Genomic DNA, 19,539 nt, shown 5'->3' with positions numbered 1-19,539 from the left:
TCGTAATGAGAGATCCCCAACGGGGTCCTGAAGGTCGGAGATTCAGCCCGTGCCGCACGTGCGGCACCTCTGTGGCTTCCTGTTTCGCTGGGTCCGGCCCTCCGCTAGGCGGCGGGTCTTACGGTCCCTCCGCAGGCGTTTAGCCTCTCCGCCCGTCCGGCGGCGAGGATGTTGATCGCGGCGTTGACGTCCCGGTCGTGGACCGCTCCGCACGGGCAGGTCCACGACCCGACAAACCAAGAAGCCCCTGACGGCGAATCGCCTGTTCAGGGGCTTCTGGTTACAGAGCCGACGAGGGGAATCGAACCCCTGACCTTCTGTTTACAAGACAGACGCTCTGCCGATTGAGCTACGTCGGCGCGGCCTATCAGTGTAGACGCTAGAGGCGCCTGTGACGAGCGACCTCGTACAACGCCACTCCGGCCGCCACGCCCGCGTTCAGGGACTCGGCGGCGGCGGCCATCGGGATACGGGCCAGGACGTCGCACTGTTCGCGGACCAGGCGGGACAGGCCCTTGCCTTCGGAGCCGACGACGATGACGGCCGGTTCGGCCAGGAGGTCGACGTCGGCGATGTCGGTGTCGCCGGTGCCGTCCAGGCCGATGACGAACAGGCCGGCGTCGCGGTATTCGCGGAGGGCGGCGGTCAGGTTGGAGGCGCGGGCGACGCGCAGGTTGGCGAGGGTGCCGGCCGAGGTCTTCCAGGCTCCGGCCGTGACGCCGGCGGAGCGGCGGGACGGGATGAGCAGGCCGTGGGCGCCGAACGCGGTCGCGGAGCGGGCGATGGCGCCGAGGTTGCGGGGGTCGGTGACCGAGTCGAGGGCGACGATCAGCGGGGCCTCGGCGGCGTCGTGCGCGAGGTCGACCAGGTCGGACGGGTGCGCGTAGTCGTACGCCGGGATCTGGAGGGCGATGCCCTGGTGGACGGCGCCCTCGGTGAGGCGGTCGAGCTTGTCGCGGGTGACCTCGAGCAGCGCGATGCCGTGCTCCGCCGCGATCTTGATGGAGTCGCGGACGCGGTCGTCGTTGTCCATGCGCTGGGCGATGTACAGGGCGGTGCAGGGGACGCCCGCCTGCAGGGCCTCAAGGACGGGGTTGCGGCCGCCGATGTACTCAGGGGTGTCCTCGGAGCGGCGCTGGCGGCTCGCGCCGGCGGCCGAACGGCGGGCGCCGGTGCCGCCGCCGCGCTCCTCGCGGGCCACGCGCTCGGAGCGGGCCTTGTCCTTGTACCAGTGACGCATCTCGGCAGGCGGGGTCGCGCCCTTGCCCTGGAGACCGCGGCGCACCTGGCCCCCGGTGCCCTTGGTCGGGCCCTTCTTCTTCGCGGGCCTGCCCGAAGCCCTACCGCCTGCTGCCATGGGAACAAGGGTACTCGGGCCGCCGGGCGCCTCACTCCACTCGGGCGGAGTGAGGCGCGGAGTGAGGCTTCGTCAGCGGGACAGTTCCCAGCGGGCGCCGTGCGGCGTGTCCTCGACCGTGATGCCCGCGGCCGCCAGCTGGTCGCGGATCGCGTCAGCCGCCGCGTAGTCCTTGCGGGCGCGGGCCGCCTTGCGCTGCTCCAGGGCCACCGCCACCAGGGCGTCCACGACGGGCGACAGGTCCGAGCCAATGCCGCGCCACTGCTCGGAGCGCGGGTCGAGGCCGAGGACGTCGAGCATGTTCTGGGTCTCGGCGAGCAGCCGGGCCACCGCCTCCTTGTCGCCACGCGACAGGGCCACGTTGCCCTCGCGCACCACCTCGTGGACGACCGCCAGCGCCTGGGGCGTGCCCAGGTCGTCGTCGAGAGCGTCCACGAACGCCTGCGGCAGCGGCGCGTCGGCGTCCACGTCGTGGATGACCTCGGCGGCGCGGGTCACGAAGCCCTCGATGCGCTGGTAGGCGGCCGCCGCCTCCCGCAGCGCCTCCTCCGAGTATTCGATGGAGGAGCGGTAGTGCGGCGCCGCGAGGTAGTAGCGGAGCTCGACCGGGCGTACTTTCTGCACCATCTCGGGGATCAGCAGCGAGTTGCCGAGCGACTTGCTCATCTTCTCGGCGCCGATCTTCACCAGGCCGTTGTGCATCCAGTTGCGGGCGAACCCGTCGCCGGCCGCCTGGGACTGGGCGATCTCGTTCTCGTGGTGCGGGAAGATCAGGTCGATGCCGCCCCCGTGGATGTCGAACGTCGGCCCGAGGTATTTCGTGGCCATCGCCGAGCATTCGAGGTGCCAGCCGGGACGCCCGGGGCCCCACGGCGTGGGCCAGGTGGGCTCGCCGGGCTTCTCGCCCTTCCACAGGGCGAAGTCGCGCGGGTCGCGCTTGCAGCTCTCGTCGTCGGTGTCGCCCGCGCCCCGCATGTTCTCCAGCTTCTGGTTGGAGAGTGAGCCGTAGTGGTCGGCCCAGGAGCGTACGTCGAAGTAGACGTCTCCGCCGGAGGCGTAGGCGTGCCCGCGGTCGATCAGCCGCTCCATGAGGGTGATCATCTCGGGCACGTGCCCCGTCGCCCGCGGCTCGACCGTCGGCGGCAGGCAGCCCAGCGTGTCGTACGCCCACGTGAAGGCCCGCTGGTTGCGCTCGGCCACCACGAACCAGGGCACGCCCTCCTCGGCCGACACCCTGATGATCTTGTCGTCGATGTCGGTGACGTTGCGGCAGAACGTCACGTCATAGCCGGAACGGGCCAGCCAGCGCCGGAGCACGTCGAAGTTGACGCCCGAGCGGATGTGCCCGATATGCGGCGGAGCCTGCACGGTGGCCCCACACAGGTAAATCGACGCCCGGCCGGCTTCGACCGGAACGAATTCACGGATGGCGCGCGTGCTGGTGTCGTAGATGTGCAGGCTCACGAAGGCAAGGCTAACGCCTCATGGCCGTCATCAGGCCGATAAATCAGCCTCGCAACACGACCCTGTCCGGCCGGATCCGGACAACAAGCCGCTCAGTGCCCGGCTTGTCCTCCCACGGCTGTCCCCGGTACTTCTGCGAAAGCTCCTGAATAAGGGCGCCCTCGGGGTCCGGCGTCATGGTCACCGAGCCCCGGACCTCGAGATACCGGTACGGGTCGTCCGGGTCGATGACCAGCAGGCTCGCCCGCGGATCGCGCTCGAAGTTACGCGGCTTCACGCGGCCCTTCACGGTCGAGAAGAGCACGTCGTCGCCGTCCAGGCGTACCCACACCACTGTGGACTGAGGGCCGCCGTCGGGGTTGAGGCTGGTGACGGTGGCGTAATTGGGCGCGTCCAGGAGCTTGCGTGCTTCCTTGGGCAACTCGGTCATGTCTCTCCTTGATCGGTCTCGGAATCACATTGTTCTGTAGGCTCGAAACCGCCATGGACGTGACTCCCCCCTCTTTGCTCCGCCGCCTGGGCATCGCCCTCGCCGGGCTCGCCGTCGCCGCCCTCGCCGGGGCCGCGTGCGCGCTCTCGTTCGACGACCTGCGCGCGCTCGCCGTCGTCGGCGAGGCCAGGACCGACCTCGCCTTCCTCTACCCGGCCGCCTTCGACGCGCTGCTCGTGGTCGCGCTGGTGTGCGTGCTGCTGCTGCGCTCGGCCCGTGCGCTGGTGCGCGTGCAGGCGGCGACCGTGATGGTCCTGCTCATCACCGCGGCGGCGGCGGTCAACGTGGCCACCGCGACGCGCTTCGCGTTCGACGCGCGGCAGGTGGCCGTGGGGGTGGCCCTGGCTCCGTGGGTCATGCTCGCCGTGGCCCTGTGGCTGTGGCTGTTGCTGATCAAGCACGTCCAGTCGGGTGGACGGATGGCCGGCGGGCGGGTCGCGGGCAGTGAGGACGACGGCGCGGCGGAGACGGACATCGTGCCGTTCCGCCGGGGGCGCGGCGCGGCGGAGGCGGGTCCGCCGCCGCTGGTGGCCACGGGCACGGCGGGCTCGGTGACGTCGACGGCCGCGGCGGCTGCGGTGCTCGAGCCCACGCCGGTCGTCGGACCCACCCCGGCACCCGAGACGCCGCCGGTCTCGCCGTACGAGGCGGCGGCGTCCACTAGGGAGGACGGGGAAGCGGGCATCCCCACCCAGGAGATCCCGGTCCCCGGGCGCCGCCCTGGCGAAGGGCGCCACGACGTCGTACGGGCTGAGCCGGCGCAGGCGCCCGACGGACCCTCGGGGGCGGGGCAGGATGAGCACGGGTCGTTGGACGTCCCGGTGTCGGCGCAGGTCGCCGAATGGCACGCCGCCCAGGACCCGCCCCAGGCACAGCGCCCCGACCAACCCGATCGGTCCCCTGAGTCCTCCGAGCAGTCCGATGTGTCCAATGAGTCCGGTGACTCCGGTGAGTCCCAGCAGGCCGAGGGGCCTCGGGAGGGTCGCGAGCGGGCTCCGGGGCGGCGGTCAGCGGAGCTTCAGGAGCCGGCGAAAGCCCAGGAGCCAACGCCCCAGGAGCCGGAGTCCCAGGAGCAAGAGCGCCGGGAGCTGGAACGCCGGGAACTGCAAGCTCAGGAGCCGGAGTCGGGGCCCGGGCTCGCGGACGCGGTCACGGCTGAGCAGGCCCAGGAGCCAACGCAGCCGCACCACCGCGAGGCCGCTCATCACAGCCGGGTCACCGCCGACGAAGACGCACCCGGCCGCGCCGAAGAGCCCGCTGCCCCTCGGCCGCAGGAGCCTCCCACCCGCCCCGTCCGCTGGGGTGACCGTTACAAGCCCACGGACGTCCTGGTCCACCCCCGACCCGATCCCAGGAACGCCGACACCCAGCCCCAGCCCATCATCCGGGACGAACCGCCAAGGTCCAAGGCTCAGCCCAAGTCTCAGTCCCCGTCGGACGCCCCTGAAGGCGAGTTAGAGGACACCGCCCCCCACCCCGTGATCCACGAGGACACCCCGGCCCCGTCCGGCCGTCTACGGAGCACTCCGCGCCCTCCAGAGCCGGAGCCTGAGGACTGAGAGCCCCCGCAAAGGCAGCAGGGCACCAGGGCAGTAGGAAGGCCCGCCTCGCGCAGCGATCGTCGTCCGAGGGATCGAGCGATCGCGCGAGGCGGGCCGATGTATGTCTGGCGTCCGCCCGGCGTGGCGCGCCAGTGCGGTTTCGCCGGTTGCCGGCTTGCTGTCTGCCGGCTAGACGCGATGGCCGCGCTTGAGGCCGGCGACCAGGCCGACGCCCACGATGGCGAGGACGACCTGCATCACCAGCTCGATCCAGTCGATGCCGGGGGTCGTCTCCACGCCCAGCACCTGCGCGAGCAGCGTGCCCACGAGGGCGGCCACGATGCCGACGACGACGGTGAGGATCCACCCGATGGCCTGCCTACCGGGAAGCAGCAGGCGACCGATTGCGCCAATCACGGCACCAATCACAATGGCGCCAAGGATGGACTGGATTGTCATGGTTCGAAACCTCCCCGTGAGGTGACCCATTCACTCTCACGGGAATGTCGCTACCCGATCTCCGGCGATTATGCGCCCCTTTTGGTTTGCGCAGGTCACGCCGTCGGGGTGCCGCGAGGACGCCCTCCGCGACCGCCTCTCACGCCCAGCCGGACGACGAGCAGCACGCCGATGACGGCCAGAGCGAGCTGGAGAAGGTGCTCGATCCAGTCGATCCCTCTCGTGTCGGCCACGCCGATCGCGTGCGCGATCAGGGTGCCGATCAGCGCCGCGACGATGCCGACGATGAGGGTCAGCCCGATGGACATGTTCTGCCTGCCGGGCACCAGCAGTCTGGCCAGCGCACCGACGATGGCGCCGATGATCACGGCGGAGACAATCGCGCCGATCATGTGGAGCTCCCCCCGAAGACGTTCACATGTCTCGGGAGGACATACCCCTAAACCGGACAAACAACCCGAAAGACCAGGAAGGCGGCGGTCCGTACCGCGCCAGTGACGAACCGCCGCCTCCGATTGGGGCGGGCTGGCTGACGACCCGCCGGGACACCCTCACGTATCCCACATGAGAGACGCCCGGCTAGCCGGGGAGGTTCACCACCAGCGCGGTCGCGATGGCGGCGATGCCCTCACCACGGCCGGTCAGCCCGAGCCCGTCGGTGGTGGTGGCGGCGATGCTCACGGGCGCGCCCACGGCGTTGGTGAGCACGAGCTCGGCCTCGACGCGGCGTGGCGCGAGCTTCGGCCGGTTGCCGATCACCTGGACGGCGATGTTGCCGATCTCGTAGCCCGCGGCGCGCACCTGCCGGGCGGTCTCCTCCAGCAGGGCGACGCCCGTGGCGCCCGCCCAGCGCGGGTCGGCGGTGCCGAACAGCCGGCCCAGGTCGCCGAGGGAGGCCGCGGACAGCAGCGCATCGCAGGCGGCGTGGGCGGCGGCGTCGCCGTCGGAGTGGCCCTCAAGGCCGAGCTCCCCCGGCCAGCGCAGCCCGGCGAGGCTCAGCTCGCGCCCGGAGTCCTTCGAAGCGAACGGGTGGACGTCGACACCGACGCCCACCCGTGGAAGATTCGTGTTCAGCTGTTGAGAACCTCGTCGAGAAGGGCCTCGGCCTTGTCCTCATTGGTCTTCTCGGCGAGCGCCAACTCACTGACCAGGATCTGGCGCGCCTTGGCGAGCATGCGCTTCTCGCCCGCGGACAGACCACGCTCGCGGTCCCTCCGCCACAGGTCCCGAACGACTTCGGCGACCTTGTTCACGTCTCCGGACGCGAGCTTCTCCAGATTGGCCTTGTAACGACGAGACCAGTTGGTCGGCTCTTCCGTGTGCGGCATACGCAGGACATCGAAAACCCGCTCAAGGCCTTCCTGGCCGACAACATCGCGCACACCGACGAGTTCTGCGTTTTCGGCTGGCACCTGGACGGTAAGGTCGCCCTTGTCGACCTTGAGCACCAGGTAGGTCTTTTCCTCACCCTTGATGGATCGCGTCGTGATTGCTTCGATCCGAGCAGCCCCATGGTGGGGGTAGACGACAGTGTCGCCGACCTGGAAAGTCATGTGACAAGTACCCCTTCCGCTGTACTCCAGGGTACCACGCATCCACAGCCTCCCGGAACAGTGAAATCCTCATAACTGCAGGTCAAAGCCGCATATTGGGGGTTGACAAGCGTGCAACTCTATGTCTGACATTTCCGGACATAGCGAATGACCTGCGGGGGCGCGGATATGACCATGGATTCGGATCGATATGGTTGGCGCTGCACTCACGCGCCGTTGATACACGCGCGAGAGCCCCCGACACGCATGCGCAAGACCCAAGGAGTACCCGCTCGTGACCAGCCGTCGCTGGATTGTCGCCGCCGCAGCGTTCTTGGCTGCCCCCGTGCTCGCCGGCTGCGGCGCGGGATTCGACGCCACCACCGCCAAGCCGTACGCCCCTAACGAAGCTCAGGTTCTCATCGAGAACGGCGCTTACGGCTCGCGTGGCATCCACATCCCGCAGGCGTTCATCCTCGGCCCCGACTCCGGAGCCCAGCTCCCGTGGCGCGGCTCCGCCCCGATCTATCTCAACATCCTCAACACCGCCGGCACCCCCGACACGCTGCAGGCCGTCACGGCCGGCGGCATGGGCACGGTCAAGGTCGCGAGCCCGATCCAGATCCCCAGCAACCAACTCGTCAACACCGGCAAGCCCAGCCCTCAGCTCATGCTCGAGTCGATCCCCAAGAGCCTCAGGGGCGGCGAGACCGTCAAGCTGGACCTCCAGTTCGCCAACGCCGGCACCGTGTCCCTCAACGTGCCTGTGGTGACGCGCAGCCGCGAGTTCGCCGACTACCCCCCGGCCCCCGGCGCGACCCCGGCCCCCACGCCCACGCCCTCCGCCTCGGCCACCGCCGAGGAGGAGGCGCACTAGACATCGGAAACCCCTTGTCCCGGCCCGTGACACGTGCCGGGACAAGGGGCTTCGTCAGCCGTCCACCACGTCGAACTTGTAGCCCAGGCCGCGCACGGTCAGGATGCACCGCGGGTTGGACGGATCGGCCTCGATCTTCGCCCGCAGGCGCTTGACGTGCACGTCGAGCGTCTTGGTGTCGCCCACGTAGTCGGCGCCCCAGACGCGGTCGATGAGCTGGCCGCGGGTCAGCACCCGTCCGGCGTTGCGCAGCAGCACCTCCAGCAGCTCGAACTCCTTCAGCGGCAACTGCACCTGCTCGCCGCGCACCGCGACCACGTGACGGTCGACGTCCATGCGCACCGGCCCGACGGCCAGCACGGCGCTCTCCAGCTCCTCCACGACGTCGCCCTGGCGGCGCAGCACCGCCCGGATGCGGGCGACCAGCTCGCGCGAGGAGAACGGCTTGGTCACGTAGTCGTCGGCGCCGAGCTCCAGGCCGACGACCTTGTCGATCTCGCTGTCCTTGGCGGTCAGCATGATCACCGGCACCTTGGAGCGCTGCCGCAGCGAACGGCACACCTCCGTGCCCGGCAGGCCGGGCAGCATGAGGTCGAGCAGCACCAGGTCGGCGCCGTTGCGGTCGAACGTGTCGAGCGCCTCGGGCCCGGTGGCCGCGACCGACACCTCGAACCCCTCCTTGCGCAGCATGTAGGACAGGGCGTCGGAGAACGACTCCTCGTCCTCGACGACGAGCACCCGGGTCACGACTCCTCCTTCGCCGGCCGGGCGGCCGGAAGGATGCTGTGTCCGATGGTTCGTGGGCTCCGCTCAGTCACGGGCTGCCTCCAGAGGGATTGCGGGTGGTACGGCCACCGCCGTGCCGCCGAAGGCCGGCAGGCGGAGGGTGAAGGTGGAGCCGGAGCCTTCCTTGCTCCAGACGGACACCTCGCCGGCGTGCGCGACGGCGACGTGCTTGACGATGGCGAGGCCGAGACCGGTGCCGCCGGTCGCGCGGGACCTCGCCGCGTCCACCCGGAAGAAGCGCTCGAAGATGCGCTCCAGCGCCTCCTCCGGGATGCCGATGCCCTGGTCGCTGACGCTGATCTCGACCGAGTCACCGGCCGGCCGGGCGCTGACGACGACCCGGGTGTGCTCGGGGCTGTAGGCGACGGCGTTGTCGATGAGGTTGCGCAGGGCGGTGACGAGCAGTTCGTCGTCGCCCCAGATCCGCAGGCCCTCGGTGCCGCCGGTGACGAGCGCGATGTCCTTCGCCGCGGCCTTGGTGTTGCAGTGGTCGATGGCGTCCTGGACGGCCTCGTCGATCGTGACCTGGCCGGGGGTTGGGATGGGTTCGGCGCCCTGGATCCTGCTCAGCGTGATGAGGTCCTGGACGAGGTAGTTGAGCCGGGCCGCCTCGTGCTGCATGCGGTTGGCGAAACGGGTGACGGCCTCAGGGTCGTCGGCGGCGTCCTGGATGGTCTCGGCCAGCAGGCTGAGCGCGCCGACGGGGGTCTTCAGCTCGTGGCTGACGTTGGCGACGAAGTCGCGGCGCACGGCCTCGACGCGGCGCCGCTCGGTCTGGTCCTCCGCCAGGACGAGCACCTGGCCGTAGGAGCCGAGGGGCGCGACGCGGACGGCGAAGTTCGTGGTCTCCTGGCCGAACTTGTGCCCGGCGACGTCGATCTCGCTCTCGCGGATCTCGCCGTCGCGGCGTACCTGGCGGGCCAGGGCGAGCAGCTCGGCGGCCATCAGCCTGTCCCCTCTGACCAGCCCGAACGCCCGCGCGGCCGAACTGGCCCGCAGCACCCGGTCGTGCGCGTCGAGCACCACGGCGGAGGACGGCAGCACCGCGAGCACCGAGGCCACGCCCTGCGGCAGCGCCGTCCCCGACGCCGCTCCCTCGTCGGCGGCGGTGCGGCTCGGGGCCTCGATCTGGTTGCGGTAGAACAGGACCGCCAGGGCTCCCACGACGAACCCGGCCAGGGCCGCGAAGCTCATGGCCATCTCACTCATGTCTCCGATGGTAGGCGGCCGAATTCGGGGTACAGACCCTCCCATCAGGGGATGAACGTCCCTTTCGTGGAAAGTTCATCTCGTGGTCGGAGTTCGTTCATCATGCGCCTCGTACGGTGACGACATGCGCGACGCCTACCATGAAGAACTCGAAGGACTGACCGACAAACTGGTCGAGATGACCAGGCTGGTCCGGTCCGCCATCTCCCGTGCCACGACGGCCCTCCTCGACTCGGACCTGGCGATCGCCGAGAGCGTCATCTCGCGCGACGAGGAGGTCAACGCGATCTTCGCCGAGATCGAGACCACCATCTTCGACCTGATGGCCAGGCAGCAGCCGGTGGCGGTGGACCTGCGGCTGGTCATCACCGCGCTGCGCATGGGCACCGACCTGGAGCGGATGGGCGACCTCGCGGTCCACGTCGCCAAGGTGGCCCGGCTGCGCCACCCCGACTCGGCGATCCCGCCGCAGATGCGTTCCACGATCGTGGAGATGGGCCAGATCGCCGAGGCGCTCATCACCAAGGCCGGGAGCTGCGTCGCCTCCCGGGACGTGGAGTCGGCGCTGGAGCTGCCGCAGGACGACGACGCGATGGACCGGCTGCACCGCCGGCTGTTCAGGATGCTGCTCAACAAGGACTGGCAGCACGGCGTGGAGGCGGCCATTGACATCACGCTCATCGGCCGCTACTACGAGCGCTACGCCGACCACGCCGTACGGGTCGCGCAGGACGTCGTCTACCTCGTCACCGGCGCCCGCCCGAGCTGAGCGGGGGCCGCCGGCGGGAGAACGGGGCGGGTGAGCCTCAGCGGCCCTGGTTGGCCACGGCCTCGATGGCGGCCTTGGCGGCCTCCGGGTCGAGGTATTCGCCGCCCCTGACGAGCGGGCGGAAGTCGGCGTCCAGCTCGTAGCGCAGCGGGATGCCGGTGGGGATGTTGAGGCCCGCGATGGCCTCGTCGCTGACGCCGTCGAGGTGCTTGACCAGGGCCCGCAGCGAGTTGCCGTGGGCGGCCACCAGCACCGTGCGGCCGGCCGAGAGGTCGGGGACGATCTCGTCGTACCAGTAGGGCAGCATGCGCTCCACGACGTCCTTCAGGCACTCCGTGCGGGGCATGAGCTCCGGCGGGAGCAGCGCGTAGCGGCGGTCGCCTGCCTGGGAGAACTCGTCGTCGTCGGCGATCGGGGGCGGCGGCACGTCGTAGGAGCGGCGCCAGAGCATGAACTGCTCGTCGCCGAACTCCTCGCGCGTCTGCGCCTTGTTCTTGCCCTGGAGGGCGCCGTAGTGGCGCTCGTTGAGCCGCCAGCTCCGCTTGACCGGCAGCCAGGCCAGATCGGCCTCGGCCAGCGCGAGCTGGGCCGTCTGGATGGCCCGGCTGAGCAGGCTGGTGTGGACGATGTCCGGGGTCACCCCGGCCTCCACGAGGAGCTTGCCGCCCCGGCGGGCCTCTTCCTCGCCCTTGGCGGACAGGCTCACGTCCACCCAGCCGGTGAACAGGCCCTTTGCGTTCCAGTCACTCTCGCCATGCCGTAGCAGCACCAAAGTCGCCATGGCCCAATCCTAGGGGTGGCCGGTCCGCGCGGGCCTTCAGCGGTCGGGATCGGCGAAGCGGGCGAACGCCTGGAGGTTCGCCAGCGACTCGCCGCGCTTGGCGCGCCAGGCCCACTCGCGCCGGATCGAGGAGGCGAAGCCCAGCTCCAGCGCCCGGTCGAACCAGTCGTCGGCGTAGGTGAGCACGCAGCCGAGCAGCCGGTCCACCTCGTCGGCGTCCACGGCGGCCAGCGGGACGCGGCCCACCAGGTAGACGTCGCCGACGGGGTCGAGGGAGAAGTGCACGCCGTACATGGAGCCGTTCTTCTCCAGCAGCCAGCGCTGGAACTCCTCGTGGTTCTCGTCCGGCCTGCGGCAGAAGAACGCCTCGACGTGCAGCACCCGCTCGCCGACGATGAGCCAGGTCATGGTGGCGAGCTTGTGCTGCCCGGGGAGCTTGACGAGGAACGCCCCCGGGCGCGGCTCGTCGTAGGTGACGTCCGCGGCCTTGAGCGCTGCTTCGACGACTTCTCGTACGGCGTCTCGCGTGGCATCCTGCATGGTTACGCAGGCTACAGATTGATCGCCACGGGCGTCTTGTGCAGGTGGGCGAGGGCGGCCGAGTAGACCTCCACGAGCCGGGACGCCGTGGCCTGCCAGCCGAAGGCGGCGGCGTGCGCGCGGGCGCCTTCGGCGAGCCGGTCGCGCCAGGCGGGCTCGGTGAGGAAGCGGTTCAGTGCCCGCGCCCACTCGGCCGGGTCGTGGGTGTCGAGGAGCAGGCCGGAGACGCCGTCCCTGACGGCGGTGCGCAGCCCGCCGACGGCCGCGGCGGCGACCGGCGTGCCGCACGCCTGCGACTCCAGCGCGACGAGGCCGAACGACTCGCTGTAGGACGGCACGACCGTGACCGTGGCCGCCCGGTACCAGTCGGCGAGCTCGTGCTGCGGCACCGCGGGCACGAGCCGGACGACGTCGAGGATTCCCCGCTCGACGGCCAGTTCGGCGAGGATCGACGGGCGGGCGAGGCCGTTGCCCGACGGGCCGCCGACGCAGGCGACCACGAGCCGCCCGCGCAGCGACGGGTCCTCGATGAGCAGCCGGGAGGCGGCCCGCAGCAGCACGTCCGGCGCCTTGAGCGGCTGGATGCGGCCGACGAACAGCAGCACGTGCGCGCCCAGCGGCAGGCCCAGGCGGTGCCGGGCGGCGGCCTGCGAGCCGGGCCTGAAGACGTTGAGGTTGACGCCGGGGTTGACGACGGCGACGCGCTGCTCGGCGGCGCCGTACAGGTCGATGAGCTCGCGGGCCTCGTCGCCGGTGTTGGCGACCAGGCGGTCGGCGATCTGCACGACCTGCTCCTCGCCGACCACGCGGGCCTGCGGCTCGGGCTTGTCGCCGGCGGCGAGCAGGAGGTTCTTGACCTTGGCCATGGTGTGCATGGTGTGGACGAGGGGGACGCCCCAGCGTTCCTTGGCCAGCCAGCCGACCTGGCCGGAGAGCCAGTAGTGGGAGTGGATGACGTCGTAGCGGCCGGGGTCGTACATGGCCTCGATGCGCAGCACCTCGGACAGGAACGCGCAGAGCTGGGCGGGCAGGTCGGCGCGGTCCATCTCCTCGTACGGGCCGGCGGTGACGTGCCTGACGAGGACGCCGGGGGCGAGCTCGGCCACGGGGGGCAGGTCGCGGGCGGTGGCGCGGGTGAAGATCTCCACCTCCACGCCGTGCTCGGCGAGCCGCTTGGCGGACTCGACGATGTACACGTTCATGCCGCCGGCGTCGCCCGTCCCGGGCTGGTCCAGCGGTGACGTGTGCATGCTGATGGTCGCGACCCGGCTGACCCGTCGTCGCCTCACTCGACATCACCTCCTAGCTGCTAACCATCCGCATTTTTACGACATTCCCGACAAGCGGCCACACCGGGGGCACGTCGGACGCGACGGCCGCGCGCTGGCAGGATGTGGGACATGCGGAAGACGGCTGTGGTGACCGGGGCGAGCAGCGGCATCGGCGAGGCGACGGCGCGCCGGCTCGCCGCCGAGGGATACGACGTGGTGGCCGGGGCGCGCCGGCGCGACCGGCTCGACAAGCTGGCCGCCGAGGTGCCCGGCATCCGGGCGGTGCCGCTCGACGTGACCTCCCAGGAGTCGGTGGACGCGCTCGCGGCCTCGCTGGAGCGCTGCGACGTGCTGGTCAACAACGCGGGCGGCGCGCTCGGACTGGAGCCGGTGGCCGAAGGGCGGCTCGCCGACTGGCAGCAGATGTACGACGTCAACGTGCTCGGCTCCCTGCGCATGACCCAGGCACTCACCCCCAAGCTGATCGACTCGGGCGACGGCGTGCTGGTGATGCTGACCTCGACCGCCGGCCTGGTGTCGTACGAGGGCGGCGGCGGCTACTGCGCGGCCAAGCACGCCCAGAGCTCGATGGCCGAGACCCTGCGCCTGGAGCTGGTCGGGCAGCCCGTCCGCGTGGTGGAGATCGCGCCGGGCATGGTGCGGAGCGAGGGCTTCGCGGTCACCAGGTTCCGCGGCGACCAGGAGGCCGCCGACCGCGTCTACGAAGGCGTCCCCGACCCGCTGAGCAGCGACGACGTCGCCGACGCCATCGCCTGGTGCGTCACCAGGCCGGCCCACGTCAACATCGACCGCCTGGTCATCAGGCCGCGCGCCCAGGCGGCGCAGCACAAGGTGCACCGCGTCCGATGATCAGGGTCCGGTGAGCAAGCCCGTCGGGGCCGTCACCAGGGGCACGACCGGCCACAACCGGCTGCGCCGCGGCGACCGCTGGATCGTCGCGGTGCACGGGCGGCGGCTGCGGGCGGCCGAGCGGCCCCTGGTGGTGGACCTGGGCTACGGGGCCTCGCACACGACGACGCTGGAGCTGTTCACGCGGCTGCGCCGGGTGGCGCCCGGGGTCGAGGTGGTGGGCATCGAGATCGACCCGGCGCGGGTGGCGCTGGCGAAGCCGTACGAGCGGGAGGGGCTGAGCTTCCGGCTCGGCGGCTTCGAGCTGCCCGTGGACCGGCCGCCCGCGCTGGTCCGGGCGTTCAACGTGCTGCGCCAGTATTCCGAGGCGGACGCCTGGCGCTACTGGGAGGTGCTGTGCGGCAAGCTGGCCCCGGACGGCGCGCTGGTCGAGGGCACCTGCTCGGAGAACGGGCGGCGGGCGGTGTGGGCGGGCCTGTCGCCCGAGGGGCCGCGCACGCTGACGTTCTCGGCCAGGTTCGACGCCTTCGAGCGGCCCTCCGACCTCGCCGACCGGCTGCCGAAGACGCTCATCCACCGGAACGTGCCGGGTGAGCGGATCCATGCGTTCCTGCGCGACTTCGACCACGCCTGGGCGGTGAGCGCCCCCTACGGGGCGCACGGGGCGCGGCAGCGCTGGCTGGCCGCCGTCCGCCTCCTGGCGGGCTCCTGGCCGGTGTGCGACCGGCCGCCGCTGGGCGGGTGGCGGCGGTGGCGGCTGGGCGAGCTGACCCTGCCGTGGGCCGCGATCGATCCTCGCTGATCTGTTTCTCACCTTGGAGCGGCGTTATATGGTCACGTCGCGATCGGAGTCGTTCACGCCGGTCACGACCTGTCGGGGGAACGCAGGGACGTCCTCGTCAAGGGAGCCGCGAGATGCGTGGATTCTCGGGCTGGGCCCGCCGGATGACGGCGGTGCTGGTCCTGTCCGGAGCCGTCGTCGCCTTGCCCGTCCAGGAGGCGCTGGCCGCGCCCCCGCTCACCACCCCGTGGACCGCCGAGGTCACCCCGGACAACGCGCTGCCGGAGTACCCGCGGCCCCAGCTCGTACGGACCGCGTGGCAGAACCTCAACGGGCTCTGGCAGTTCGCCGGCACGAGCTCGATCGACACGCCGCCCGTCGGGCAGGACCTGGCCGGGCAGGTGCTGGTGCCGTACCCGATCGAGTCGGGGCTCTCGCGCGTCCAGCGGCACGAGGACCGCATGTGGTACCGCAGGACCTTCACCGTGCCCGCCGCGTGGTCCGGCCGCCGGGTGCGGCTCAACTTCGGCGCGGTGAGCTGGGAGGCCAGGGTCTGGGTGAACGGCGTCGCGGTCGGGACGCACACCGGCGCCTACGACCCGTTCTCCTTCGACGTCACGGACGCGCTGCGCGCCGGGAGCAACGAGGTCATCGTCGGCGTGCACGCCCCCGTGGACGCGGCGGGAGCGCCCGTCGGCAAGCAGCGCCGCTCCCCCGGCGGCATCTTCTACACCGCGCACTCCGGCATCTGGCAGACGGTGTGGATGGAGCCGGTCAACGCCGCGAGCGTCACCCGGCTGGACACCGTGCCCGACGTGGCCGCCGGGCAGCTCGACCTGGTGGTGCACGCGACGGGGGCGTCCGGGCAGCAGGTACGGGCCGAGGTCATGACCGGCGGGAGCGTGGTCGGCAGCGCGACCGGGGCGATCGGGGCGCACCTGCGGGTCCCGGTGCCGGGCGCGCGGCTGTGGACGCCGGACGACCCCTTCCTGTACGACCTGCGGGTGACGCTGACCGGGACCGGCGGCGGCGACGTCGTGACCGGATATTTCGGCATGCGTTCCGTGGGCAAGGCCGTCGTCGGCGGCGTGCTCAGGCCCACGCTGAACGGCCGGTTCGTCCTCCAGCTCGGCACCCTCGACCAGGGCTACTGGCCGGACGGCATCTCCACCGCCCCCACCGACGCCGCTCTCCGCTTCGACCTGGAGCAGCAGAAGGCGCTCGGCTACAACACCGTGCGCAAGCACATCAAGGTCGAGCCCGCCCGCTGGTACTACTGGGCCGACCGGCTCGGGCTGATGGTCTGGCAGGACATGCCCTCCATGCGCACCGGCGTCACCCCCTCGGCCGCCGACCGCGCGAACTTCGAGTCCGAGCTGCGCCGCGTCGTCGACCACCTGCGCGGGATCACCTCGATCGTGCAGTGGGTGCCGTTCAACGAGGGCTGGGGCGAGTACGACCCCGCCCGGATCGCCGACCTGGTCAAGAGCTGGGACCCGAGCCGCCTCGTCAACAACAACTCGGGCTCCAACTGCTGCGGCTTCGACGGCGGCAACGGCGACCTGGTGGACGACCACATCTACGTCGGCCCCGGCACCCCGCAGCGGCCGAGCGCGAGCCGGGTCGCGGTGCTGGGCGAGTTCGGCGGCCTGGGCCTGCTCAGCCCCGGGCACCAGTGGCCGGGCACGGGCTTCGCGTACGAGATGACGGCGAGCCCCACGGCGCTCACCGACCGGTACGTCTCCATCCACCGCCGGCTCAAGCCGCTCGTCAGGGACAACGGCCTGTCCGCCGCGATCTACACCCAGCCCGTGGACGTGGAGAACGAGGTCAACGGCCTGTGGACGTACGACCGCCGGGTGCTCAAGGTGGACGCCGCCCGCGTCCGCGCCGTCAACCGCGAGGTGATCGCCTCGGCCACCACGCCGGCCGCCGGGGAGCTGGTCTCGCTCCGCGTCACCACGCCCGGCCACACCGACCGCTTCCTGCGCCACCGGAACGGCCTGGCCAGGACCGACGTCGTCACCGCGGGCAGCGCCGACACGCTGAGGCTGGACGCCACGTTCCGGGTCCGGGCGGGCCTCGCCGACGCCTCCTGCCTGTCCTTCGAGTCGCGCAACTTCGCCGGGCACTACCTGCGGCACGCCGACTTCCGGCTGCGCAAGGACGCCCGCGACGGCACCGCGCTGTTCGACCAGGACGCCACCTTCTGCGCGCAGCCGCCGCGGGCGGGGGCGGCCGGGGTGACGCTGGAGTCGTCCAACATCGCGGGGCACGCCGTGCGGCACTACGCCGAGGCCGTGTACATCGCGGTGGCGGGCGGCGGGCACGCCTTCGACGCGGCGGCGAGCTACGACCAGGACGTGACCTGGGCCGTCGCTCCCCCGTGGGCTCCCTAGCCGAGCCGCGCCGCGAAGACCTCGTACGCCGCGGAGTCGAACAGCACGAACCTGACCTCCGTCACCGACGTCACCGAGCGCTCCGCCGCCCGCACCGCCGCCACGGCGATGCGGGCGGCGTCGTCCATCGGCCAGCCGTAGATGCCGGTCGAGACGGCGGGGAAGGCCACCGTGGCGGCCTCCAGCTCGTCGGCCACCCGCAGCGACTCGCGGTAGCAGGAGGCCAGCAGGTGCGAGCGGTCCTCGGCGGCCGAGTGGACGGGCCCCACCGTGTGGATCACCCAGCGGGCGGGCAGCAGGCCCGCGGTGGTGGCCACGGCCAGCCCGGTGGGCAGGCCGCGCCCGTACCGGCCGGCGCGCAGCTCACGGCAGGCCCGCAGGATGTCGGGGCCGCCGCGCCGGTGGATGGCGCCGTCCACGCCGCCGCCGCCCATGAGGGAGGAGTTGGCGGCGTTGACGACGGCGTCCACCGCCTGCGCGGTGATGTCGCCCTTGACCAGCGTGATGTCCATGCCCGCTCCTCTACCCGGTAACGATCCGGTCTGTGACTTCCGGCACCCGAATGCCAGCTCGACGCTTTGTAGAGCTAGGCTGAAAGGCGTGAAGGGTCTTGGCGAGCTTGAGCGCAGCATCATGGACATCCTGTGGGCGGAGGACGGCGCACTGACCGCCCGCGAGGTCGGCAGGCTCATCGCCGACCGTGACCTCGCGCCGACCACGGTGATGACCGTGCTCGACCGCCTCACCCGCAAAGGCTTCCTGCACCGCACCCGTGACGGCCGCGCCTGGAGATATCAGCCGGCGGAAAGCCGCGACGCCTACATCGCCGAGCTTATGCTGGAAGCCTTGGGCATGACGGGCGACCGGTCGGCCGCCCTGACCCGCTTCGCCCAGGCCGTCTCAGGCCCGGAGGCGGAGATCCTGCGCAGAGCCCTCACGGAGCTGGAGGAAGAGTGATCACGGCAGCGGCGCTGGCGGTGCTCGCTACGGCGTGCGCTGTCGGCTCCTGGCGTTTCACCAGAGCCGGCTGGACCTCGCGTGCGCCGCGGCTGGCCATTTTCCTCTGGCAGTCCCTGGGCGTGGCCTGGGGGCTGGCGACTACCGGCGCGATGCTGGCCTACGCGGTCCAGCCCTACGACCTCGGCGTGCTGCCGGGGCTCATCGCGTTCGCGCGGGGGGAGACCCCGGCCACCCCGTGGGACGCGCTGCACGTGCTCGCCATGATCGCGGGCGTCACCGCGCTGGCCGTGCTCGTCGCGGTGCTGCTCACCGCCGGGGTGCAGGCCCTGCGGGCGCGCCGGCGGCACCGCCTGCTGCTGGCGCTCATCGCCCACGACGACCCGGCGATCCCGGGCGTGCGGGTGCTCGACCATCCGGGCGCCGCCGCCTACTGCGTGCCGGGGCTGCGCTCGCAGGTCGTGGTCAGCGAGGGCGCGCGCCGGCTGCTGTCGCAGGACGAGCTCGCGGCCGTGCTGGCGCACGAGGCGGCGCACGTACGCGAGCGCCACGACCTGGTGCTGCTGCCCTTCGCCGCGCTGCGCAGGGCGCTGCCGTGGTCGAAGGTCGTGGCCGACGCGCAGGCGCAGGTCGAGCTGCTCATCGAGATGGCCGCCGACGACCGGGCCAGGCGCTACTGCTCGCCGCGCCGGCTGGCCACGGCGCTGCTCAGGTTCGGTTCGGCCGGGGCCATGCCGACGCCGCACGGCATGCTCGGCGTCCACGCCCACAACGTCATGGCGCGGGTGAACCGCCTGGTCAAGCCCGGTCCCGAGCTCGCGGCGACGGTGCGTTACGGTTATCTCACGCTCGCTGTGACATTGCTCACCGCCGCACCCACCCTGTGGGTCTACCAGCTCTGATGCTTGCTGGTGTTAGCCACCGCGTTTGCAATTGCAAGCAGCGGGGGGCAGACTATGGGTATGGCACTACCCAAGGTCGGTTCGATCGGTGAATACATCCGCGAGCAGCGGCAGCAGGCGAAGATCTCCCTGCGCCAGCTCGCGGCGGCTGCCGGGGTCTCCAACCCCTACCTCAGCCAGATCGAACGGGGGCTGCGCAAGCCGAGCGCCGAGATCCTCAACCAGATCGCCAAAGGTCTGCGGATCTCCTCGCAGGCGCTCTACGTGCAGGCCGGCCTGATCGAGGACCGGGAGCCGCCGAGCGATGTGATCACGGCGATCCGGGCCGACCCGCGTCTCACCGAGCGGCAACGCCAGGTTCTGATCGACATCTACGAGTCGTTTCGCAAGGAGAATCCGGACGAGGGCGAGCAGACCTCCCAGAACGCTCACCCTCGCCCCGACTCCGAGCAGGACGACGCGCCGCTGCCCGAGGAGTTTCTCGCCGCGCTTGAGCCCTACGCGGCGACCTCACGCAACGGCAACGTCACCCAGGAAACCAAGGAAGGTTAACC

22 protein-coding genes, 1 tRNA gene and 1 pseudogene are annotated in these 19,539 nt (G+C 71.2%); 9 read left to right on the top strand and 15 right to left on the bottom strand.

What is annotated here, in order from left to right:
• Positions 1-104: 104 nt before the first annotated feature.
• From Nocox_RS03840 to Nocox_RS03820, 5 genes and pseudogenes are all read right to left on the bottom strand, one after another.
• Positions 105-233, bottom strand: a pseudogene (locus Nocox_RS03840) (zinc ribbon domain-containing protein); the annotation flags it as partial.
• Between the two features lie 53 nt (positions 234-286).
• Positions 287-359 (bottom strand) — tRNA-Thr (locus tag Nocox_RS03835).
• 20 nt (positions 360-379) lie between these two features.
• Positions 380-1,357, bottom strand: a complete 978-nt coding sequence (gene rlmB, locus Nocox_RS03830) for a 23S rRNA (guanosine(2251)-2'-O)-methyltransferase RlmB (protein WP_026214635.1) — start codon at positions 1,355-1,357, stop codon at positions 380-382.
• Between the two features lie 72 nt (positions 1,358-1,429).
• The gene (cysS, locus tag Nocox_RS03825) at positions 1,430-2,821 is read right to left on the bottom strand and encodes a cysteine--tRNA ligase (protein WP_020544652.1); all 1,392 of its coding nucleotides are present in this window, start codon (positions 2,819-2,821) and stop codon (positions 1,430-1,432) included.
• A gap of 43 nt (positions 2,822-2,864) precedes the next feature.
• Complete coding sequence (locus Nocox_RS03820) at positions 2,865-3,251, bottom strand: PPOX class F420-dependent oxidoreductase (RefSeq protein ID WP_020544653.1); 387 nt, start codon at positions 3,249-3,251, stop codon at positions 2,865-2,867.
• 53 nt (positions 3,252-3,304) lie between these two features.
• Between Nocox_RS03820 and Nocox_RS43620 the strand changes: the two genes are divergently transcribed.
• Positions 3,305-4,870, top strand: coding sequence for a DUF2637 domain-containing protein (locus Nocox_RS43620; RefSeq protein ID WP_020544654.1), 1,566 nt, complete (start codon positions 3,305-3,307; stop codon positions 4,868-4,870).
• A 171-nt stretch (positions 4,871-5,041) separates the two neighbouring features.
• Here the strand turns inward: Nocox_RS43620 and Nocox_RS03810 are convergent, their stop codons facing one another.
• The 4 genes from Nocox_RS03810 to Nocox_RS03795 all read right to left on the bottom strand — a co-directional run bounded on the left by Nocox_RS03810 (position 5,042) and on the right by Nocox_RS03795 (position 6,864).
• Positions 5,042-5,269 (bottom strand): GlsB/YeaQ/YmgE family stress response membrane protein, encoded by a 228-nt coding sequence (locus tag Nocox_RS03810; RefSeq protein ID WP_371251302.1) that lies wholly within the window; start codon positions 5,267-5,269, stop codon positions 5,042-5,044.
• Positions 5,270-5,406: 137 nt separating this feature from the next.
• Positions 5,407-5,703, bottom strand: coding sequence for a GlsB/YeaQ/YmgE family stress response membrane protein (locus tag Nocox_RS03805; RefSeq protein WP_020544656.1), 297 nt, complete (start codon positions 5,701-5,703; stop codon positions 5,407-5,409).
• 187 nt (positions 5,704-5,890) lie between these two features.
• Positions 5,891-6,364, bottom strand: a complete 474-nt coding sequence (gene ispF / locus Nocox_RS03800; RefSeq protein WP_020544657.1) for a 2-C-methyl-D-erythritol 2,4-cyclodiphosphate synthase — start codon at positions 6,362-6,364, stop codon at positions 5,891-5,893.
• A gap of 17 nt (positions 6,365-6,381) precedes the next feature.
• A complete protein-coding gene (locus Nocox_RS03795) occupies positions 6,382-6,864 on the bottom strand; it encodes a CarD family transcriptional regulator (protein ID WP_020544658.1) in 483 nt (160 codons plus the stop codon).
• A 274-nt stretch (positions 6,865-7,138) separates the two neighbouring features.
• Here Nocox_RS03795 and Nocox_RS03790 point away from each other — a divergent pair, with 274 nt between their 5' ends.
• A complete protein-coding gene (locus Nocox_RS03790; protein ID WP_157383189.1) occupies positions 7,139-7,720 on the top strand; it encodes a copper chaperone PCu(A)C domain-containing protein in 582 nt (193 codons plus the stop codon).
• Between the two features lie 54 nt (positions 7,721-7,774).
• Here the strand turns inward: Nocox_RS03790 and Nocox_RS03785 are convergent, their stop codons facing one another.
• Positions 7,775-8,467 (bottom strand): response regulator transcription factor, encoded by a 693-nt coding sequence (locus Nocox_RS03785; RefSeq protein WP_020544660.1) that lies wholly within the window; start codon positions 8,465-8,467, stop codon positions 7,775-7,777.
• Between the two features lie 63 nt (positions 8,468-8,530).
• Positions 8,531-9,706 carry a sensor histidine kinase gene (locus Nocox_RS03780; protein WP_020544661.1) on the bottom strand — a complete coding sequence of 392 codons (1,176 nt, stop codon included), beginning with the start codon at positions 9,704-9,706 and terminating at the stop codon, positions 8,531-8,533.
• Positions 9,707-9,839: 133 nt separating this feature from the next.
• Between Nocox_RS03780 and phoU the strand changes: the two genes are divergently transcribed.
• Entirely contained in the window at positions 9,840-10,484 is a 645-nt protein-coding gene (phoU, locus tag Nocox_RS03775; RefSeq protein WP_020544662.1) for a phosphate signaling complex protein PhoU, read from the top strand.
• 37 nt (positions 10,485-10,521) lie between these two features.
• Here phoU and Nocox_RS03770 read toward each other — a convergent pair whose 3' ends face one another.
• Genes Nocox_RS03770 through mshA form a run of 3 tightly spaced genes read right to left on the bottom strand, consistent with a single transcriptional unit; the run spans position 10,522 to position 13,055 of the window.
• The gene (locus tag Nocox_RS03770) at positions 10,522-11,265 is read right to left on the bottom strand and encodes a phosphoglyceromutase (RefSeq protein ID WP_026214637.1); all 744 of its coding nucleotides are present in this window, start codon (positions 11,263-11,265) and stop codon (positions 10,522-10,524) included.
• 36 nt (positions 11,266-11,301) lie between these two features.
• Positions 11,302-11,805, bottom strand: a complete 504-nt coding sequence (locus Nocox_RS03765) for a type III secretion system chaperone family protein (RefSeq protein ID WP_020544664.1) — start codon at positions 11,803-11,805, stop codon at positions 11,302-11,304.
• Positions 11,806-11,816: 11 nt separating this feature from the next.
• Complete coding sequence (gene mshA, locus Nocox_RS03760; protein WP_020544665.1) at positions 11,817-13,055, bottom strand: D-inositol-3-phosphate glycosyltransferase; 1,239 nt, start codon at positions 13,053-13,055, stop codon at positions 11,817-11,819.
• A gap of 150 nt (positions 13,056-13,205) precedes the next feature.
• Here mshA and Nocox_RS03755 point away from each other — a divergent pair, with 150 nt between their 5' ends.
• From Nocox_RS03755 to Nocox_RS03745, 3 genes are all read left to right on the top strand, one after another.
• Entirely contained in the window at positions 13,206-13,946 is a 741-nt protein-coding gene (locus tag Nocox_RS03755) for an SDR family NAD(P)-dependent oxidoreductase (RefSeq protein WP_020544666.1), read from the top strand.
• Positions 13,947-13,956: 10 nt separating this feature from the next.
• Positions 13,957-14,748, top strand: a complete 792-nt coding sequence (locus tag Nocox_RS03750) for a methylase (protein ID WP_020544667.1) — start codon at positions 13,957-13,959, stop codon at positions 14,746-14,748.
• A 113-nt stretch (positions 14,749-14,861) separates the two neighbouring features.
• Positions 14,862-17,126, top strand: a complete 2,265-nt coding sequence (locus Nocox_RS03745) for an AbfB domain-containing protein (RefSeq protein ID WP_157383190.1) — start codon at positions 14,862-14,864, stop codon at positions 17,124-17,126.
• Here Nocox_RS03745 and Nocox_RS03740 read toward each other — a convergent pair.
• Positions 17,123-17,638, bottom strand: a complete 516-nt coding sequence (locus tag Nocox_RS03740; protein WP_020544669.1) for an O-acetyl-ADP-ribose deacetylase — start codon at positions 17,636-17,638, stop codon at positions 17,123-17,125. The two genes, Nocox_RS03745 and Nocox_RS03740, sit on opposite strands and share 4 nt — an antisense overlap.
• Positions 17,639-17,726: 88 nt before the next feature.
• Between Nocox_RS03740 and Nocox_RS03735 the strand changes: the two genes are divergently transcribed.
• Genes Nocox_RS03735 through Nocox_RS03725 form a run of 3 tightly spaced genes read left to right on the top strand, consistent with a single transcriptional unit; the run spans position 17,727 to position 19,537 of the window.
• Positions 17,727-18,083 carry a BlaI/MecI/CopY family transcriptional regulator gene (locus tag Nocox_RS03735; protein WP_020544670.1) on the top strand — a complete coding sequence of 119 codons (357 nt, stop codon included), beginning with the start codon at positions 17,727-17,729 and terminating at the stop codon, positions 18,081-18,083.
• Positions 18,080-18,985 (top strand): M56 family metallopeptidase, encoded by a 906-nt coding sequence (locus Nocox_RS03730; RefSeq protein WP_020544671.1) that lies wholly within the window; start codon positions 18,080-18,082, stop codon positions 18,983-18,985. Before Nocox_RS03735 ends, Nocox_RS03730 begins: the two co-directional genes overlap by 4 nt.
• Positions 18,986-19,045: 60 nt before the next feature.
• Positions 19,046-19,537 (top strand): helix-turn-helix domain-containing protein, encoded by a 492-nt coding sequence (locus tag Nocox_RS03725; protein WP_020544672.1) that lies wholly within the window; start codon positions 19,046-19,048, stop codon positions 19,535-19,537.
• The last annotated feature ends 2 nt before the right edge of the window (positions 19,538-19,539 follow it).

Origin of the sequence: Nonomuraea coxensis DSM 45129 (assembly GCF_019397265.1) — a bacterium.
GTDB classification, from domain to species: Bacteria; Actinomycetota; Actinomycetes; order Streptosporangiales; family Streptosporangiaceae; genus Nonomuraea; species Nonomuraea coxensis.
Note: the sequence above shows the minus strand (reverse complement) of the source record. Positions and strands in the feature narration are given on the sequence as shown.

Coding starts and splice junctions, on each gene's coding strand:
- Nocox_RS03795 (WP_020544658.1), bottom strand. CDS start 6,864: ATGACTTTCCAGGTCGGCGACACTGTCGTCTACCCCCACCATGGGGCT.
- phoU (WP_020544662.1), top strand. CDS start 9,840: ATGCGCGACGCCTACCATGAAGAACTCGAAGGACTGACCGACAAACTG.
- Nocox_RS03780 (WP_020544661.1), bottom strand. CDS start 9,706: ATGGCCATGAGCTTCGCGGCCCTGGCCGGGTTCGTCGTGGGAGCCCTG.
- Nocox_RS03770 (WP_026214637.1), bottom strand. CDS start 11,265: ATGGCGACTTTGGTGCTGCTACGGCATGGCGAGAGTGACTGGAACGCA.
- Nocox_RS03805 (WP_020544656.1), bottom strand. CDS start 5,703: ATGATCGGCGCGATTGTCTCCGCCGTGATCATCGGCGCCATCGTCGGT.
- Nocox_RS03745 (WP_157383190.1), top strand. CDS start 14,862: ATGCGTGGATTCTCGGGCTGGGCCCGCCGGATGACGGCGGTGCTGGTC.
- Nocox_RS43620 (WP_020544654.1), top strand. CDS start 3,305: ATGGACGTGACTCCCCCCTCTTTGCTCCGCCGCCTGGGCATCGCCCTC.
- Nocox_RS03820 (WP_020544653.1), bottom strand. CDS start 3,251: ATGACCGAGTTGCCCAAGGAAGCACGCAAGCTCCTGGACGCGCCCAAT.
- mshA (WP_020544665.1), bottom strand. CDS start 13,055: ATGCACACGTCACCGCTGGACCAGCCCGGGACGGGCGACGCCGGCGGC.
- Nocox_RS03740 (WP_020544669.1), bottom strand. CDS start 17,638: ATGGACATCACGCTGGTCAAGGGCGACATCACCGCGCAGGCGGTGGAC.
- Nocox_RS03755 (WP_020544666.1), top strand. CDS start 13,206: ATGCGGAAGACGGCTGTGGTGACCGGGGCGAGCAGCGGCATCGGCGAG.
- Nocox_RS03765 (WP_020544664.1), bottom strand. CDS start 11,805: ATGCAGGATGCCACGCGAGACGCCGTACGAGAAGTCGTCGAAGCAGCG.
- rlmB (WP_026214635.1), bottom strand. CDS start 1,357: ATGGCAGCAGGCGGTAGGGCTTCGGGCAGGCCCGCGAAGAAGAAGGGC.
- Nocox_RS03725 (WP_020544672.1), top strand. CDS start 19,046: ATGGCACTACCCAAGGTCGGTTCGATCGGTGAATACATCCGCGAGCAG.